Source organism: Curtobacterium sp. MCSS17_007 (assembly GCF_003234175.2).
GTDB lineage: Bacteria > Actinomycetota > Actinomycetes > Actinomycetales > Microbacteriaceae > Curtobacterium.
The window spans coordinates 1,484,794-1,500,774 of sequence record NZ_CP126257.1; the positions used below are offsets into that span (position 1 = coordinate 1,484,794).

Annotated in this window: 13 protein-coding genes; 5 read left to right on the plus strand and 8 right to left on the minus strand. The window is 70.2% G+C overall.

The window, feature by feature from the left end; genetic code table 11:
* Positions 1-43: 43 nt before the first annotated feature.
* The 4 genes from DEJ22_RS06980 to DEJ22_RS06995 all read left to right on the plus strand — a co-directional run bounded on the left by DEJ22_RS06980 (position 44) and on the right by DEJ22_RS06995 (position 6,220).
* A complete protein-coding gene (locus DEJ22_RS06980) occupies positions 44-856 on the plus strand; it encodes a DUF3159 domain-containing protein (protein ID WP_258379508.1) in 813 nt (270 codons plus the stop codon).
* Positions 857-984: 128 nt separating this feature from the next.
* Entirely contained in the window at positions 985-3,822 is a 2,838-nt protein-coding gene (locus DEJ22_RS06985; protein WP_111225937.1) for an aconitate hydratase, read from the plus strand.
* A gap of 131 nt (positions 3,823-3,953) precedes the next feature.
* On the plus strand, positions 3,954-5,888 hold the full coding sequence (dxs, locus tag DEJ22_RS06990) for a 1-deoxy-D-xylulose-5-phosphate synthase (protein WP_111225938.1): 1,935 nt from the start codon (positions 3,954-3,956) through the stop codon (positions 5,886-5,888).
* Between the two features lie 38 nt (positions 5,889-5,926).
* On the plus strand, positions 5,927-6,220 hold the full coding sequence (locus tag DEJ22_RS06995; protein ID WP_111225939.1) for a type II toxin-antitoxin system Phd/YefM family antitoxin: 294 nt from the start codon (positions 5,927-5,929) through the stop codon (positions 6,218-6,220).
* A gap of 29 nt (positions 6,221-6,249) precedes the next feature.
* Here the strand turns inward: DEJ22_RS06995 and DEJ22_RS07000 are convergent, their stop codons facing one another.
* The 4 genes from DEJ22_RS07000 to DEJ22_RS07015 form a co-directional block, all read right to left on the minus strand.
* Positions 6,250-8,388, minus strand: coding sequence for a 3-hydroxyacyl-CoA dehydrogenase NAD-binding domain-containing protein (locus tag DEJ22_RS07000; protein ID WP_111225940.1), 2,139 nt, complete (start codon positions 8,386-8,388; stop codon positions 6,250-6,252).
* A gap of 2 nt (positions 8,389-8,390) precedes the next feature.
* Positions 8,391-9,602: a thiolase family protein gene (locus DEJ22_RS07005; RefSeq protein ID WP_111225941.1), complete on the minus strand. Its 1,212-nt coding sequence runs from the start codon at positions 9,600-9,602 to the stop codon at positions 8,391-8,393.
* Positions 9,603-9,728: 126 nt separating this feature from the next.
* Entirely contained in the window at positions 9,729-10,991 is a 1,263-nt protein-coding gene (locus DEJ22_RS07010; protein ID WP_502862470.1) for an HRDC domain-containing protein, read from the minus strand.
* Positions 10,988-11,569, minus strand: a complete 582-nt coding sequence (locus tag DEJ22_RS07015) for a DUF3000 domain-containing protein (protein WP_111225943.1) — start codon at positions 11,567-11,569, stop codon at positions 10,988-10,990. The genes DEJ22_RS07010 and DEJ22_RS07015 overlap by 4 nt, the downstream gene beginning before the upstream one ends.
* Positions 11,570-11,592: 23 nt before the next feature.
* Between DEJ22_RS07015 and DEJ22_RS07020 the strand changes: the two genes are divergently transcribed.
* Positions 11,593-12,816: an alpha/beta fold hydrolase gene (locus tag DEJ22_RS07020; protein WP_181430649.1), complete on the plus strand. Its 1,224-nt coding sequence runs from the start codon at positions 11,593-11,595 to the stop codon at positions 12,814-12,816.
* A 65-nt stretch (positions 12,817-12,881) separates the two neighbouring features.
* On the opposite strand, the gene DEJ22_RS07025 is transcribed toward DEJ22_RS07020, so the two are convergent.
* From DEJ22_RS07025 to DEJ22_RS07040, 4 genes are all read right to left on the minus strand, one after another.
* Entirely contained in the window at positions 12,882-13,592 is a 711-nt protein-coding gene (locus tag DEJ22_RS07025) for a hypothetical protein (protein WP_111225945.1), read from the minus strand.
* Between the two features lie 59 nt (positions 13,593-13,651).
* Positions 13,652-14,248 (minus strand): hypothetical protein, encoded by a 597-nt coding sequence (locus DEJ22_RS07030; RefSeq protein ID WP_111225946.1) that lies wholly within the window; start codon positions 14,246-14,248, stop codon positions 13,652-13,654.
* 417 nt (positions 14,249-14,665) lie between these two features.
* Positions 14,666-15,280: an Imm26 family immunity protein gene (locus tag DEJ22_RS07035; protein WP_284174813.1), complete on the minus strand. Its 615-nt coding sequence runs from the start codon at positions 15,278-15,280 to the stop codon at positions 14,666-14,668.
* 7 nt (positions 15,281-15,287) lie between these two features.
* Positions 15,288-15,758 carry a hypothetical protein gene (locus DEJ22_RS07040; RefSeq protein ID WP_146241660.1) on the minus strand — a complete coding sequence of 157 codons (471 nt, stop codon included), beginning with the start codon at positions 15,756-15,758 and terminating at the stop codon, positions 15,288-15,290.
* Positions 15,759-15,981: the final 223 nt, after the last annotated feature.

Here is a 15,981-nt window from a genome sequence, read left to right on the forward strand (position 1 = left end):
GCTCGACACGACACGACACGACACGACACGGCCTGGAGGCACGGTGCCGGACCACGACGACACCCCGCGGCACGCAGACCCGCACGACGAGCCCGCGGTGCCGGGTGACCGGGTGCCCCCGCGTCCGCCGGCCACGGCGCGTCCGGACGACGCCGTACCGTCGTTCTCCGCGCAGTTCCGCGCCGCCGTGCAGAACGCGGGCATCGCGCGGGTCGCGCCCGGAGAGGCGCCTTCGGGACGCGCCCTGCTCGGAGCGGTGGGCGGCGTGCGCGGGCTCGCCGAGTCGGTGCTCCCCGGGTTCGCGTTCCTGGTCGTCTACGCGATCACGAAGGAGCTCGTCCCGAGCGTCGTGATCCCGGTGCTCGTCGGACTCGTGTTCGTGGTCGTCCGTCTGGTGCAGCGGCAGTCGCTCGTGATGTCCTTCGCGGGCATCGCCGGGGTGGTCGTCTCCGCGGCGCTCGCGCTGTTCACCGGCCGTGCCGAGACGAACTTCATCCCCGGCATCGTCATCAACTCCGTGTGGCTCGTCGGGCTGCTCGTCACCCTGGCGATCCGATGGCCGCTCATCGGCGTCGTGGTCGGCTTCCTGCTGCCGCCGAACGAGGACGGCTCGCACGTCGACTGGCGCGCGGACCCCGCGAAGCGCCGCGTGCTCACGGTGGCCACGTGGATCTGGGTCGGACTCTTCGCACTCCGGCTCGCCGTCGAGGTGCCGCTGTACCTGACCGCGCAGATCGAGCTCCTCGCCGCCGTGAAGCTCGTGCTCGGCGTCCCGCTCTACGCGGCCGTGCTCTGGGTCACGTGGCTGCTCGTTCGCACGGTGTTCGTGCGCCGGGGGGACACCGCCGCGGTGTAGAGTTGTCTCGACATCGAGACAGTTTCCCGGGGGCGCGCTCGCACCCTCGGGATTAGGTTTGCCTTGCTGGTGGGACGTTCCGACGCCCGCGATGATGAGGGCACACCGATCAGTAGGGAGGCGGCACAGTGGCTGCAGTCAACAGCTTCGGCTCGAAGGACACGCTCTCGGTTGGGGGTGTCGACTACGCGTTCCACCGGATCGACACGGTGCCGGGGCACGAGAAGCTCCCGTACAGCCTGAAGGTGCTGCTCGAGAACCTGCTCCGCACCGAGGACGGCGCGAACGTCACCGAGGAGCAGATCCGCGCGCTCGGCTCGTGGAAGCCCGAGGCCGAGCCGGACACCGAGATCCAGTTCTCGCCGGCCCGTGTGGTCATGCAGGACTTCACGGGCGTCCCGTGCATCGTCGACCTCGCCACCATGCGCGAGGCGATGGCGCAGATCGGCGGCGACCCGAACAAGATCAACCCGCTCTCGCCGGCCGAGATGGTCATCGACCACTCCGTCGTCGCCGACCTGTTCGGCCGCGAGGACGCGCTGCAGCGCAACACCGACCTCGAGTACGAGCGCAACGGTGAGCGCTACCAGTTCCTCCGCTGGGGCCAGACCGCGTTCGAGGACTTCAAGGTCGTCCCGCCGGGCACCGGCATCGTGCACCAGGTCAACATCGAGTACCTGGCGAAGGTCACGTACACGCGTGAGTTCGACGGTGAGCTCTACGCCTACCCGGACACCCTGGTCGGCACCGACTCGCACACCACTATGGTGAACGGCCTCGGCGTGCTCGGGTGGGGCGTCGGCGGCATCGAGGCCGAGGCCGCGATGCTCGGCCAGCCCGTGTCGATGCTCATCCCGAAGGTCGTCGGCTTCAAGCTGTCCGGTTCGATCCCGGCCGGCGTCACCGCGACCGACGTGGTGCTCACCATCACGCAGGAGCTCCGCAAGCACGGCGTCGTGGGCAAGTTCGTCGAGTTCTACGGCGAGGGCGTCTCCGAGGTCCCGCTCGCGAACCGCGCCACCATCGGCAACATGTCGCCGGAGTTCGGCTCGACCGCCGCGATCTTCCCCGTCGACGCCGTCACGCTCGACTACCTGCGCCTGACCGGCCGCTCGGAGGACCAGATCGCCCTGGTCGAGGCGTACTCGAAGGCGCAGGGCCTGTGGCACGACCCGTCGGTGGAGCCGGCGTACTCCGAGTACATGGAGCTCGACCTGTCGACGGTCGTCCCCTCGATCTCCGGTCCGAAGCGCCCGCAGGACCGCATCGAGCTGTCGAAGGCCAAGGACCAGTTCGAGGTCGACCTCGCCAACTACGCGAGCATCGACCACTCCGAGGAGGACAAGGCCGTCGCGGACACCTTCCCGGCGTCCGACCCGGTCGCCGCCGCCCCGGGTGACGAGCACGCCGTCGACGACCTGCAGGACGCCCCGGCGTCGGAGGTCCCGGTGCATGCCTCGAGCGCGCCGGGCACGGTCTCGAAGCCCACGTCGGTCTCGGTGGCCGACGGCGACACCTTCACCATCGACCACGGCGCCGTCGCGATCGCCGCGATCACCTCGTGCACGAACACGTCGAACCCGTCGGTGATGATGGCCGCCGGCATCCTCGCGCGGAACGCCGCGAAGAAGGGCCTCAAGGCCAAGCCGTGGGTCAAGACCACGCTCGCGCCGGGCTCGAAGGTCGTCACGGACTACTACGAGAAGGCCGGGCTCACCAGCTACCTCGAAGACCTCGGTTTCTACACGGTCGGCTACGGCTGCACCACCTGCATCGGCAACTCGGGCCCGCTGCCCGAGGAGATCTCGCAGGCCGTGCAGGACAACGACCTCGCCGTCACCGCGGTGCTCTCCGGCAACCGCAACTTCGAGGGCCGCATCAACCCCGACGTGAAGATGAACTACCTGGCGTCCCCGCCGCTGGTCATCGCCTACGCCCTGGCCGGGTCGATGCACTTCGACTTCGACAAGGACGCCCTGGGGACCGACCAGGACGGCAAGGACGTCTACCTGCAGGACATCTGGCCCGACGCGGCCGAGGTGCAGGACGTCATCGACTCGTCGATCGACACCGAGATGTTCACCCACGAGTACGGCTCCGTGTTCGAGGGCGACGACCGCTGGAAGAACCTGCCGACCCCCACGGGCGACACCTTCGAGTGGGACCAGGAGTCGACGTACGTCCGGAAGCCCCCGTACTTCGAGGGCATGACGATGCAGCCCGACGCGGTCTCGGACATCTCCGGCGCCCGCGTCCTGGCGAAGCTCGGCGACTCGGTCACCACCGACCACATCTCGCCGGCCGGTTCGATCAAGGCCGACAGCCCCGCTGGTCGCTACCTGGCCGAGCACGGCGTCGACCGCAAGGACTTCAACTCGTACGGCTCGCGTCGCGGCAACCACGAGGTGATGATCCGCGGCACGTTCGCGAACATCCGCCTGCGCAACCAGCTGCTCGACGGAGTGGAGGGCGGCTACACCCGCGACTTCACCACCTCCGACGGTGAGCAGTCGTTCATCTACGACGCCTCGCAGCACTACCAGGAGCAGGGCATCCCGCTCGTCATCTTCGGTGGCAAGGAGTACGGCTCCGGCTCGTCGCGCGACTGGGCGGCGAAGGGCACGAACCTGCTCGGCGTCAAGGCGGTCATCACCGAGAGCTTCGAGCGGATCCACCGCTCGAACCTCATCGGCATGGGTGTCGTCCCGCTGCAGTTCCCGGCGGGCGAGACGGTCGAGTCGCTCGGCCTCGACGGCACCGAGGTCGTCTCGATCTCCGGGCTGACCGAGCTGAACGAGGGTCGCACGCCGAAGACCGTGCACGTCACGGCGGAGCCGAGCGAGCACTCGCCGGCCGGCAAGCAGACCGTCGAGTTCGACGCGGTCGTCCGCATCGACACCCCCGGAGAGGCCGACTACTACCGCAACGGCGGCATCCTGCAGTACGTGCTCCGGTCGCTCGTCTGACCGACGCGAGCACGGGTCGCTGACACGACCACGACACGGACGGGAGGCGCGGTGCCAGCTGGCACCGCGCCTCCCGTCCGTGTCCCGGTTGCGCGGATAGTGTGGGGACCTGCCCCACGAAAGGAGCGCCCGTGAGCCTGCTGAGCAGCATCACGTCGCCGCGCGACCTCACGCGTCTGTCGGACGCGCAGATGACGGAACTGGCCGCCGAGATCCGTCGGTTCCTGGTCGCCGAGGTCGCGAAGACCGGCGGGCACCTCGGGCCGAACCTCGGGGTCGTCGAGCTGACGCTCGCGATGCACCGCGTGTTCGACTCGCCACACGACCCCTTCGTGTTCGACACCGGGCACCAGTCGTACGTGCACAAGCTCGTCACCGGACGACAGGACTTCTCGGGGCTGCGTGAGCGCGGCGGCCTGGCCGGGTACCCGCAGCGGAGCGAGTCGGAGCACGACATCGTCGAGTCCTCGCACGCGTCCTCGTCGCTGTCCTGGGCGGACGGGATCTCCCGCGCCTTCCGGCAGACCGGGCAGGACGACCGCACCGTCGTCGCGGTCGTCGGGGACGGCGCGCTCACGGGCGGGATGACGTGGGAGGCGCTCAACAACATCTCGGACAGCAACGACCGCCGGCTCGTCATCGTCGTCAACGACAACGGCCGGTCGTACGCACCGACGATCGGGGGCATGGCGCGCTTCCTCAGCTCCGTCCGGACCCGCCGCGAGTACCGGGCGCTGTTCGAGAAGTCGCAGGCCGTCGCCTCCCGGTTCGGCGCACCTGGGCGTGCGTTCTACCGCGGTGTGCGCGGGGGCCTCCACGGCTTCCTGTCGCGGTTCACGAACAACGAGGCGCTGTACTCGAACCTCGACATCAAGTACATCGGCCCGGTGAACGGGCACGACCAGCGGGCGATGGAGGCGGCGCTCCGGCAGGCGAAGGCGTACGGCGCGCCGACGATCGTGCACGCGATCACCGAGAAGGGCCACGGCTTCGAGCCGGCGCTCCGCGACCAGGCGGACCAGTTCCACGCCGTCGGACACATCGACCCGGAGACGGGGGAGTCGCTCGACGTCTCCGCCGGACCGTCGTGGACGTCGGTGTTCGCGTCGACGCTGGCGTCGGTCGGTGCCGACGACGAGCGCATCGTGGCGATCACCGCCGCGATGCTCCGGCCGACCGGGCTCCACCTGTTCCAGGAGCAGCACCCAGATCGGGTGATCGATGTCGGCATCGCGGAGCAGCACGCGGTGACGACCGCCGCGGGGCTGGCGTACGGCGGCCTGCACCCCGTCGTGGCGCTCTACGCGACCTTCCTGAACCGGGCGTTCGACCAGGTGCTGATGGACGTCGCCCTGCACCGGGCGGGCGTGACCTTCGTGCTCGACCGCGCGGGCATCACCGGGCCCGACGGGCCATCACACCACGGCATGTGGGACCTCGCGCTGCTGCAGGTCGTACCGGGGATCCGGATCGCCGCACCGCGTGACGCCGCGACCCTCCGCGAGGAGTTCCGCGAGGCCGTCGCCGTCGACGACGCCCCGACGGTGCTGCGCTGGTCGAAGGGGTCGGTCGGGCCGGACATCGCCGCCGAGCGGCGGCTGTCCGACGGGGTGGACGTGCTGCGTTCCCCGTCGTCGGACCAGGAGCCAGACGTCCTGTTCGTCGCCGTCGGGTCGATGGTGCCCGTCGCGCTCGAGGCGGCGGCGCTGCTCGAAGCCCAGGGCATCGGTGCGACGGTGGTCGACCCGCGGTGGGTCGTGCCGATCCCGTCGTCGCTCATCGAGCTGTCGCGCGACCACCGCCTCGTCATCACGATCGAGGACGGCGTGCGCGTGGGCGGTGTCGGGACCCGGCTGCGGCAGGACCTGCGCGCCGCCGGGGTCGACACCGGGGTGAACGAGCTCGGGCTGCCCGACGCGTTCATCGACCACGCGTCGCGGTCGCAGATCCTGGCCGACGTGGGGCTGACGGCCCAGGCGATCGCCCGCGACGTCATCGACCAGGTGGTCGGCACCAAGCTGCCCCAGGCGAAGCCGGCGCGGACGCGGGAGTCGGCGGACCGCTGACCCTGGCCGGCTGCGTACGGAGTTGGGACTGCGCACACATGAACAGCATCTTCGAATCGGTGTCGACGAGGGAGTTCCGCGCAGACCTCGCCGCTGTCATGGGCCGGGCGACGTTCGGGCACGAGCGGATCGCCGTCACGCGCAACGGCAAGGTCGCGGTGTCGTCCTCGGTCTCGACGACCTGGAACTCCTCGAGCAGCTCGAGGACGCTGCGGACCTGCGTCCTCGCCTGGCGGGTGCGCGCCGTGTCGGTGTCGGTGTCGAAGCAGGGAACCGACATCGAGCCAGGCTGCGTGCCTGGTTCGATGTCGGTTCCGTGGTCGGGACGGTGACCTCGCGCGGGGCCTTGCTCAGCCGACGGTCAGCGTGAGGCGGGGCCGACGATCGCCGGGTCGTGGAACGTGCCGGCGAAGACACGCTCGGACGCACCCGAACGGTCGAGGTAGGGGCTGATGCCGCCGGCCTGGAACGGGTAGCCCGCGCCGAGGATCAGCCCGAGGTCGATCTCCTCGACGTGCTCGACCACGCGGTCCTCGAGCATGCGGTGCACCTCGTCGGCCAGGGCGTCCTCGAACCGCTGCTGCATCGTGGCCGCATCGACCGGCTGCGCATCCTTCTTGGACGGCGCGACGAGCTTCACGGCGGCGGCGTCGTACCCGGTCGCGTTGCCCTTCTTGTCGCGGGTCAGGATCGTCCCGTGCTCCGCGATCCGCTTCAGGCCGTCACCGGGGTAGAAGCGCTCGGGCCACGCGGCGTGGTGGGAGTCGAGCACGTGTGCGCCGACGGGCAGGCCGACGAGCTCGAGCAGCTCGAACGGTGACATCGGCAGACCGAGCGGTGCCGCACCCTCGGCGACGGTCTCGAAGGGAGTGCCCTCCTCGACGCCGCGCATCGCCTCGCCGAGCACCCGGGCGAGCACCCGGTTGACGACGAAGCCCGGCTGGTCGGCCGTGATGATCGCGGTCTTCTTCAGGGTCTTCGCGACGGCGAGGGCCGTGGCGAGGGCCTCGTCCGAGGTCTTCGCAGCGCGGACCACCTCGAGCAGGGGCATCACGGCGACCGGGTTGAAGAAGTGGAAGCCGACGAGGCGCTCCGGGTGCTCGAGCACCGACGCCATCTCGTCGACCGACAGCGACGAGGTGTTGGTCGCCAGGATCGCGTCGGGCGCGATGACCTGCTCGATCTTCCGGAACACGTCCTGCTTGACGCTCATCTCCTCGAAGACGGCCTCGATGACCCAGTCGGCGTCCGCGAACGCGTCGTACGACACCGAACCGCTCACGAGTGCCTTGATGCGGTTCGCGTCGTCCGGGGAGACCCGCTTCTTGGCGAGCAGCTCGTCGACCGAGGACCGGATGCGCTCGACGCCGGCGTCGACCCGCGACTGGTCGACGTCGGTGATGACGACCGGGACCCCGAGCCGTCGGGCGAACAGCAGCGCGAACTGGGACGCCATGAGCCCGGCACCGAGGACGCCGACCTTCGTGATCTTCTTCGCCTCGACGCCCTCGGGAGCGCCGACGGGCTTCTTCGCGCGCTTCTGCACGAGGTCGAACGCGTACATCGACGCGGCGAACTGGTCACCGGCGAGCAGGTCGGCCAGGGCGTCGTCCTCGCCGGCGAAACGCTCCTCGAGCGACCCCGACTTCGCGGCGGCGACCAGGTCGAGCGCTCGGAACGGCGACTTCGGGACGGTGCCGATCTTCGAGGCGACCTGCTGTCGCGCCACCTTGACGACGGTGCCCCAGGCGGCCTTCTCGAGCATGCCCGGCTCGTTCTTGCGGACCACCTTCGTGCGGCCGGCCACGACGCCGTCCGCCCAGGCGACCGCGGACGGCAGGAACGTCACCGACGGGATGAGCGCGTCGCCGATGCCGAGCTCGACGGCGGCCGGGCCGTCCATGAGCCGGTTGTTCTTCAGCGGGTTCTCCACGATGACGCGGAGGGCCTTCTCGGGCCCGATCAGACGAGGGAGCAGCGTGGCGCCACCCCAGCCGGGGATGATGCCGAGGAAGACCTCGGGCAGGCCGATGCCCTGTGCCGCTGACGAGAACACCCGGTAGGTGCAGTGCAGGGCGATCTCGAGCCCACCACCGAGCGCGATGCCGTTCACGAACGCGAACGACGGCACACCGAGGTCGGTGAGCTTGCGGAGCGTGGCGTGGCCCAGCGCTCCGAGTTCGTGAGCGACCTCGCGCGAGGGCAGTGCCGCCGCCTGCGACAGGTCGGCGCCGGCGGCGAAGCAGTACTCCTTGCCGGTGATCGCGACCGCTTGGATGCTCCCGGCGGCAGCCTCGGCACGCAGGGTGTCGAGCACGTCGGACAGCTCGCGCATGGTGCGCGGGCCGAGGGTCGATGGACGCTTGTAGTCCTTGCCGTTGTCGAGCGTGACGAGTGCGAGCGTGCCGCCGGACGGCAGCGGCACGTGCTTGACGTACGAGTGGGTGACGACCTCGTCGGCACTGAGCTCGGTCAGCTGGTCGATCGGGGTGGTGGTCATCGTCAGGCCGCCTTCCGTGCCGCGCTCTTGCTGAAGTTCGGGTTCTCCCAGATGACGGTGCCGCCCTGGCCCAGGCCGATGCACATCGTCGTGATGCCGTACCGGACGTCCGGTCGCTCGGCGAACTGCGCGGCGAGCTGGTTCATCAGGCGGACACCGCTCGACGCGAGCGGGTGCCCGACGGCGATCGCGCCGCCCCAGGCGTTCACGTTCGGGGAGTCCTGGGCGATGCCGTAGTTGTCGAGGAACGCGAGCACCTGGACGGCGAACGCCTCGTTGATCTCGAACAGGCCGATGTCGTCGATCGTCAGGCCCGCCTTGCGGAGCGCCTTGTCGGTCGCGGGCACGGGACCGACGCCCATCACCTCGGGCTCGACGCCCGCGAATGCGAACGAGACCATGCGCATCTTCGTCGGCAGACCGTGCTGCTTCGCGCCGTCCTCGGACGCGAGCAGGCTCATGGTGGCGCCGTCGTTGAGACCGGCCGCGTTGCCGGCGGTGACCCGTCCGTGGGGCCGGAACGGCGTGCGCAGCGCAGCCAGGGCCTCCAGGGTGGTACCCGGACGCGGCGGCTCGTCCGTCGTGACGATGTCCCAGCCCTCGCCGGTGTTCACCTCGACCGGGATCACGTCGGGCTGCAGCTTGCCGGCCGCCCACGCGGCGGCGTAGCGCTGCTGCGACTGGACGGCGAAGGCGTCGGTGCGGTCCTTCGTGATGGCGGGGAAGCGGTCGTGCAGTCGCTCGGCGGTGCTGCCCATGACGAGTGCGTCGGTCGCGACCATGCGCTCCGCGACGAACCGCGGGTTCACGTCGGCGCCGAAGCCCATCGGGTGGCGACCCATGTGCTCGACCCCACCGGCGATGGCGACGTCGGCGGCGCCGAAGGCGATCGCGCCGGCCAGCGTGGTGACGCTCGTCATCGCGCCGGCGCACATCCGGTCGATCGCGTAGCCGGGGACCGACTTCGGCAGACCGGCCAGCATGCCGACCGTGCGGCCGAGGGTCAGGCCCTGGTCGCCCTGCTGGGTGGTGGCGGCCACGGCGACGTCGTCGACCGCCGCGCCGTCGAGCTGGCTGTTCCGGTCGAGCAGACCGCGCATCGCGTGGACCGCGAGGTCGTCGGCGCGGGTCTTCCAGAACACCCCCTTCTCACCGGCTCGTCCGAACGGTGTGCGCACACCGTCCACGAACACGACGTCTGATGCCTTGGGCAATCCGGGCCTCCAGATCCTCTTCGATCGAGTCGGGGCACGTTCCGCCCCGACCGGCCGGGCCGAGCCCGGCGACGGTACCGACGCTATGCCCGCAGCCTGGGCGGACGCATGCCGGTTGGGGTGTTCCTACGAGCCGGTGTTGCGCTCGGCAGCAGGCTGCTGTGCGGCCTCGACAAAGGCGTCCGCGATGATCGACGCCGTCTCCTCGACCTGCCAGGGGCGGGCGTCGTGGGAAGCCAGGGCAGCGCCGACGGTCTCGGTCGCGATCGGCGTCGGCGGCTCCCAGGACACCACCCGCAGGGTCTCCGGGGTGAGCAGGTTCTCGACGGGCACGTCGAGTTCCTCGGCGCGCGCGACGACGGCGGCCCGTGCGGCCTTGTAACGGCGGTCCGCGTCGGGGTTGCGGTCCGCCCAGGCGCGGGGTGGCGGGAGCGTGGCCTCGCCGGTGCCGCGGAGCTTCGGCAGGTCGTCGGTCGTGCGTCCCTCCTCGACGGCGGCCCACCAGCGGTCGAGCTCGGAGCGGCTCGCGCGGCCGGTGAAGGCCTTCACGGCGCTCAGCTCGGACTTCGAGGTCGGGTTCGCCGCGGCGGCCGCCACGATCGCCGAGTCCGGGATGATGCGCCCCGGGGCGGTGTCGACCTCGCGGGCGTAGGCGTCGCGGGCGGTCCAGAGCGACCGGGCGATCGCGAGTGCACGCGCGCCGCGGAGCGCGTGCATGCCGGACAGGCGACGCCACGGCTCGGCCTTCGGGGGCTTCGGGGCCCGAGTCAGGACGGCGGCGAACTCCTCGGCGGCGATCCGGGACTTGCCGGCGGCGTCGAGCACCGCGGCGAGGGCGTCGCGCAGGTCCGGGAGCAGTTCGACGTCGAGCGCGGCGTAGACGAGCCACGCCTGGGGGAGCGGACGCGTCGACCAGTCGGCGGCGGAGTGCGCCTTGGCGAGCGTGATGCCGAGGAGCTGCTCGACGACCGCGCCGAGGCCGACCCGGGGGAACCCGGCGATCCGGGCACCCAGTTCGGTGTCGAAGATGCGGGTCGGGACGAGGCCGACCTCCTGCAGGCACGGCAGGTCCTGCGAGGCGGCGTGGAAGAGCCACTCCTCGTCGACGATCGCCTCCTGCAGCTCCGCGAAGTCGCCGATCGGGATCGGGTCGAACAGGAACGCCCCGGCGCCGCGGCGGAAGACCTGGATCAGGTACGCCCGCTGCGAGTACCGGTAGCCGCTCGCGCGCTCGGCGTCGACCGCGACCGGGCCGTGTCCGGCGGCGATCGCGGCGACCGCCTGCAGGTACTCGTCGCGGTCCTCGATCACGCGGACGGTGGCGTGCGCGTCCTCGAACGCGGGGTCGGCCGGGCCGGCGGGGTCGGCCGGGCTGGCGGGGTCGGTCACTTCGTGGTCCTCCTCGGAGCCAGCAGGGTCACGCCGTCGGACGCCGGCGGGAGCCCCGCGAGCATCGCGACGATCTCCTCCCATGCTTCGACGTGCGCGGTCAGGTCCTCGTCGCGGGGCGTCCACGAGGCCCGGAGCTCGAGCTGTGCGCCGTCGCCCTGGGCTGCGAGGTCGCCGTAGCCGCGCGAGATGATCTTGGTCGCCGTGCCCGACGCCCGGTCGTAGGTCGCCCCGTGGGCCGCGAGCGCGTCGACGAGCCAGCTCCAGGTGACGTCGGCGACGAACTCGTCGACGCCGATCTCCGGTTCGAGCGGCGCCTGCGCGAACGTCACGACGCGGAACGCGCCGCCCCACCCCTCGGGTTCTGCGGGGTCGTACAGCGCGATGAAGCGGCCGGTCCCGAGGTCGGAGTCAATGCCGTGCACGGCGCCCGACACGTCCGCCGCGAGGGCGATCGAGAACGGCGCGATCCGCGACGGCGAGGGGATCTCGGTGACGGTGGTCTCGGTGCGGGTCCGGCCCGATGCGACGAACGCGCGCAGGCGTTCGAAGGCCTCGGGCTCTCGGGATTCGGACACGCTTGCAGACTAGGCTCCGGACCATGTCCCGATCAGCGCGACCCGCCGAGGACGTCGTCCAGGAGACCGCACGATCGGCCGGGTTCGTCGCCCTCGGCGCGGGCATCGCCGCCGCGGCGGTGACCACCGCGGTGATCGGCGGCTTCGTCGCCGCCGTCGCCCGAGCGGTCGTCACGCCCGACCGGAAGCGCGTCGAGCGCGTGCCGATCCACGCCGTCGACCCCGGTCGGATGACCGTCACCCTCGAACGCACGGCCGACACCGAGCTGCAGGGCCGCTACAGCCTCTGGTTCGGCGGCGGGACCGGGCACATGCGCATCGGCGAGGTGCTCGGCACCACCGACACGACCGTCACCCGGCGAATCATCGCGATCGACGCCGGCGACCCGACCGCAGCCCGACGCGGACGCTGGGGCGGCTGGTTCTACCTGACCCCCGGCGAGCTCGACGTCCCGGTCGAGGACGTCGACATCCCGACCCCGAACGGCCCCGCACCGGCGTGGGTCGTCCGCGCCGACGACCCAGACGCGCCCTGGGCGGTGCTCGTGCACGGCCGTGGGGTCACCCGCGCCGAGACGATCCGCGCCGTCCCGGTCTTCCGTGCCGCCGGGTACTCGGTCGTGCTCGCGTCGTGGCGGAACGACGGCGTCGCCCCGCGCAGCGACGACGGTCGCTACGGACTCGGCAGCACCGAGTGGGAGGACGTCGACGGCGTCCTCCGCTGGCTCGCCGCGCAGCAGGCGCGGAGCGTCGTGCTCATGGGCTGGTCGATGGGCGGCGCGGTCGTCCTGCAGACGCTCGTGCGGTCACGCTTCGCCGGCCTCGTCGACGGGATCGTGCTCGAGTCGCCGGTCGTCGACTGGCACGCGGTGCTCAAGTCGCAGAGCCGGGTCCTGAAGCTCCCGCGCCCGGTGCGCAAGGTCGCGCAGCGCATCCTCCGCACGCCGGTGCTGCACCACGTCGCCGGGCTGCACCACCCGGTGGACCTCCGGGAGCTCGACATGGTCGCCCGGGCCGACGAGCTGTCGGTGCCGATCCTCATCCTGCACAGCGACGACGACGGGTTCGTGCCGTCGTCGGCGTCGCACGAGCTGGCGCGCATCCGGCCCGACATCGTGCGGCTCGAGGTGCAGACGACCGCGCGGCACACCAAGCTCTGGAACCACGACGCCGACTGGTTCGACGCGCGGATCCTCGCGTGGCTCACCGAGGTGGTACAGCCGACGGACGCGACCAGCGCGCGGTAGACGCGAGCGACGGTCGGACGGGAGGCACGGTGCCAGCTGGCACCGTGCCTCCCGTCCGTCACGGGTCAGGGTCGGTCTTCGTCCTGGTCGTCCGGGGGCCGTCGCGCGATCGTCGTCGCGAGGACCGCGGTGCCGTCCGGCGTGAACGCCACGGTCACCACCGCACCGGGAGCGTCGAGCGCACAGAAGGGGAGGTCGTCAACGCCGAAGCGGGCCACTGCGGCGACGAAGGACTTGAGGTCGAGGACCGTGAAACCCCCCTCGGCGGCCAGACCGTACTTGGTCGCGAACGTCTCCGCGGTCGATCGAGCGCCCTGCTCGAAGAGTCTGACGCGGTCGTCGGGCGCGAGGAGTCGGACGAGTTCGAGGGCCCGGTCCGCGCCGGGTGCCGCGGTCGCGGCGAGCAGCGTCGCGAGTTCAGCGGCGCTGATGGTCTCGATCGCGGCGTCACGCTCGGTGACCGCGGCGGACAGGAACGCTCCGTCCGACGACCGGTGCAGGACCGTGAGGAGCTCGTTGCCGAGGTCGACCTGCCGGACCAGCACCGGGTCGTGCCCGAGCTCGTCGAGGGGCGTCACGAGGGCATCGTCGCGGGGCGTCCCCGCTCGTCTGCTCCGGCGGAGTGCTTGGGCGAGCGCAGCGGCGGGGGCGTCGTAGGCGACCACATCGGTGTCGTCCGGCAGAGCGGCCAGGATCTCGTGGGCGCGGTCGGGGACGTCGAGGCGTCTGTGGAGGGTCAGACGGAGCAGTGGCACGCTCGTGCCGGAGGTCGTCACGTCATGCCTCGACGAGGATGCGGGGAGCAGCCGGCGCGTGTCGGGCGTGGCCGTGCCGTCTACCGAACACCGTGACCTCCGTCGCCCTCGTCCGCGGCGCGGATGAGCTGGTCCGGCCGGGGGAGTTCGGCCGGCATCTCCGTCGTGAACCACGGGAGCTCGACGGAGTCGATCCGGCCGTCGAGCATCCACACGAGGACCTCACCCGCGAGCGGTGCCTGGTCGGTGCGGTAGGCCAGTGATCCCGGGAGGGGACCGTCGGGGAAGTCGGTTCGGGGTGTCTCCGCGAGCACGACGTCCCAGATCCGCGGAGCTGTCTCGTGGACGGCCCGCACCGCCTCGGCCTGCTGGCGGAGCTCCGCCGTTCCCGGCGCGGGAAGCGTGTCGAGGAAGGCGAGCAGGAGCGACTGGACGCGGTACGCCGCGAGGTCATCGTCTCGAGTGCCGATCGAGGGCACCGCGACCTCCGGACCGAACAGCCGATCGAACGCTTCCGAGACGCCGATGACCGAGGGATCGAGGACCACGGTGGCCTCGCCGCTGTCGAAGAAGTCGATGCGGAGGACCGCCTGGGCGGGGTCAGCCGCGGCGCCGAACGGGACGCCGAAGAACTCGCCGTCGATCAGCTGGTCGTTGTCGCGGACGAGCGTCAGCATCTCGTCGTGTGAGAACCACAGGCCAGGTGGCGGTGATGCTCTGAGACGACGGTCCCACTCGTGCACGTTCACGGTCGTTCCCGCGCGCATGACGATGTCGAGATCGGTGACGAGCCACCGAAGCGGTGGGACGGTCAGCGATGTGAAGACGTCGTGGAAGGCGGGGAGCAGGTGTTCGTCCGACGGCCGTGTCCGGAAGGACAGGAGGCCGCTTTCGGTCTCTGGGTGGTGAAGCCAGATGGCAGGGCCCCCACCGGGTGGATCGCAGCTCACCATCAGCGCATGGAGACCGTTCGGGAGGTTCGTCGGTCGTACCACCTCGCACCGGAAGACGGACGAGAACCGCAGGCTGTCTATGGACGAGAGGAAGAACACTTCTTGCATGTCAGAACTCCGGTCTGATGCCGAGATGCACGATCAATCGAACAGCTCCGCCGACGCAATCCCCGGTCGGTAACGAACTTCTTCGAAAGCCGGAAGCCAGCGACCGATGCCATGATGAGCCTGGATGGCTTTCTCCAAGATCAGTGGCGAGTCGATCGCGCGACGGGGAACCTCCTTCGACTCGGGTCCTGTAGCGCGCCGGACCTTGGAGCCGCTGAAATCCGTGATCTTGACGCCATCGAGTTCTGCAGCCCCGTAGGTGAAGGCAGAGAGGTACCGCTCAGAGTCGGCAGCAGCGTGTCCGATGATCTCCCACATTCCTGGTCGAAACCGGGAGTCGAAGATCAGCCGGGCGAACAGCGGTTGCGACCCCGTTAGATCCTCGAGTTGGAGCGACGGGTCCTGGTCAGCTCCGAAGATCCGGTCGAAGATGATGACGTAGAGAGCAGATCTGTACTCGCCTACGACTTGGCCGACCGAGCGGCGCTGGTCGTCGACGGGAATGGTGAACAGGTCTCCGATGGACACGTCGGAGACGTTCCTCGCATTGTTCAACAGCAAGCGACCGATGCTGTGGTGAGCCTCGACAGCCCTCTCCAGTACCACTGGCGAGGCGATCGCGAGACGTTGACGCTGGCCCCGGTGCAAGCCGAACTCATTCCGGGAAGAGTTCCGACGATGACGGCATCGGCACCCAGCGCACTTTCTCGAGAGCGGGGTTTCTGGGTTCCACGCCGGCAGCCATCATCAGGAACTTCTCGATGAGCATGGGCGATCGCGTCGTTCTCGGAGCGATTGTAGCGGCTTCTTCGGCGGTCGCCGCGCGGGTCCTCGTCTCATCGAAGCTCGTCAGTCGGATGCCCCCGGTTTCTGGCAGCCCCCAGGTGGAAGCGGGCAGATACCGCCGATTGTCGGTCTGCGCCTGAGTGACCACCTCCCACATTCCCGGCCGAAATCGCGCGTCGTAGGTCCAACTGGCCACGATCGGCGGGTGCATCAGCGCGGCGAGCGCATCGGGGATCGCGACCGGATGCCGAACGAGGTGGTCGAAGACAACGACGAACACCGCCCCCTCGCCGACATGTAGAACTTGACCGACATAGGCGCGATCGTCGTCGATCTTCACGCTGAACACATCGCCGATCATGACTCCCACAACGTCCTTCGAAGCACGCAACACATTTCCCCCTCCTGCCTGGTAGCGCGGCGTCGGTTGTTCTCGAGCAACCCACGGGTTGCCCTTGCTGGTCGGTCCGCAGAGAGGCCGAAGGTGGTGTTCCTCGAGTCTGTCGAGGTGCCGATCAGGCGTTCTGCGGTCGATCGTTCAGTACGCGGGGACCGCATCCGGA

What these genes read in the sequence shown, in the direction of transcription:
- DEJ22_RS06995 (WP_111225939.1), top strand. Translation starts at nt 5,927, where the DNA reads ATGAACAGCATCTTCGAATCGGTGTCGACGAGGGAGTTCCGCGCAGAC.
- DEJ22_RS07020 (WP_181430649.1), top strand. Translation starts at nt 11,593, where the DNA reads ATGTCCCGATCAGCGCGACCCGCCGAGGACGTCGTCCAGGAGACCGCA.
- DEJ22_RS07000 (WP_111225940.1), bottom strand. Translation starts at nt 8,388, where the DNA reads ATGACCACCACCCCGATCGACCAGCTGACCGAGCTCAGTGCCGACGAG.
- DEJ22_RS07030 (WP_111225946.1), bottom strand. Translation starts at nt 14,248, where the DNA reads ATGCTGACGCTCGTCCGCGACAACGACCAGCTGATCGACGGCGAGTTC.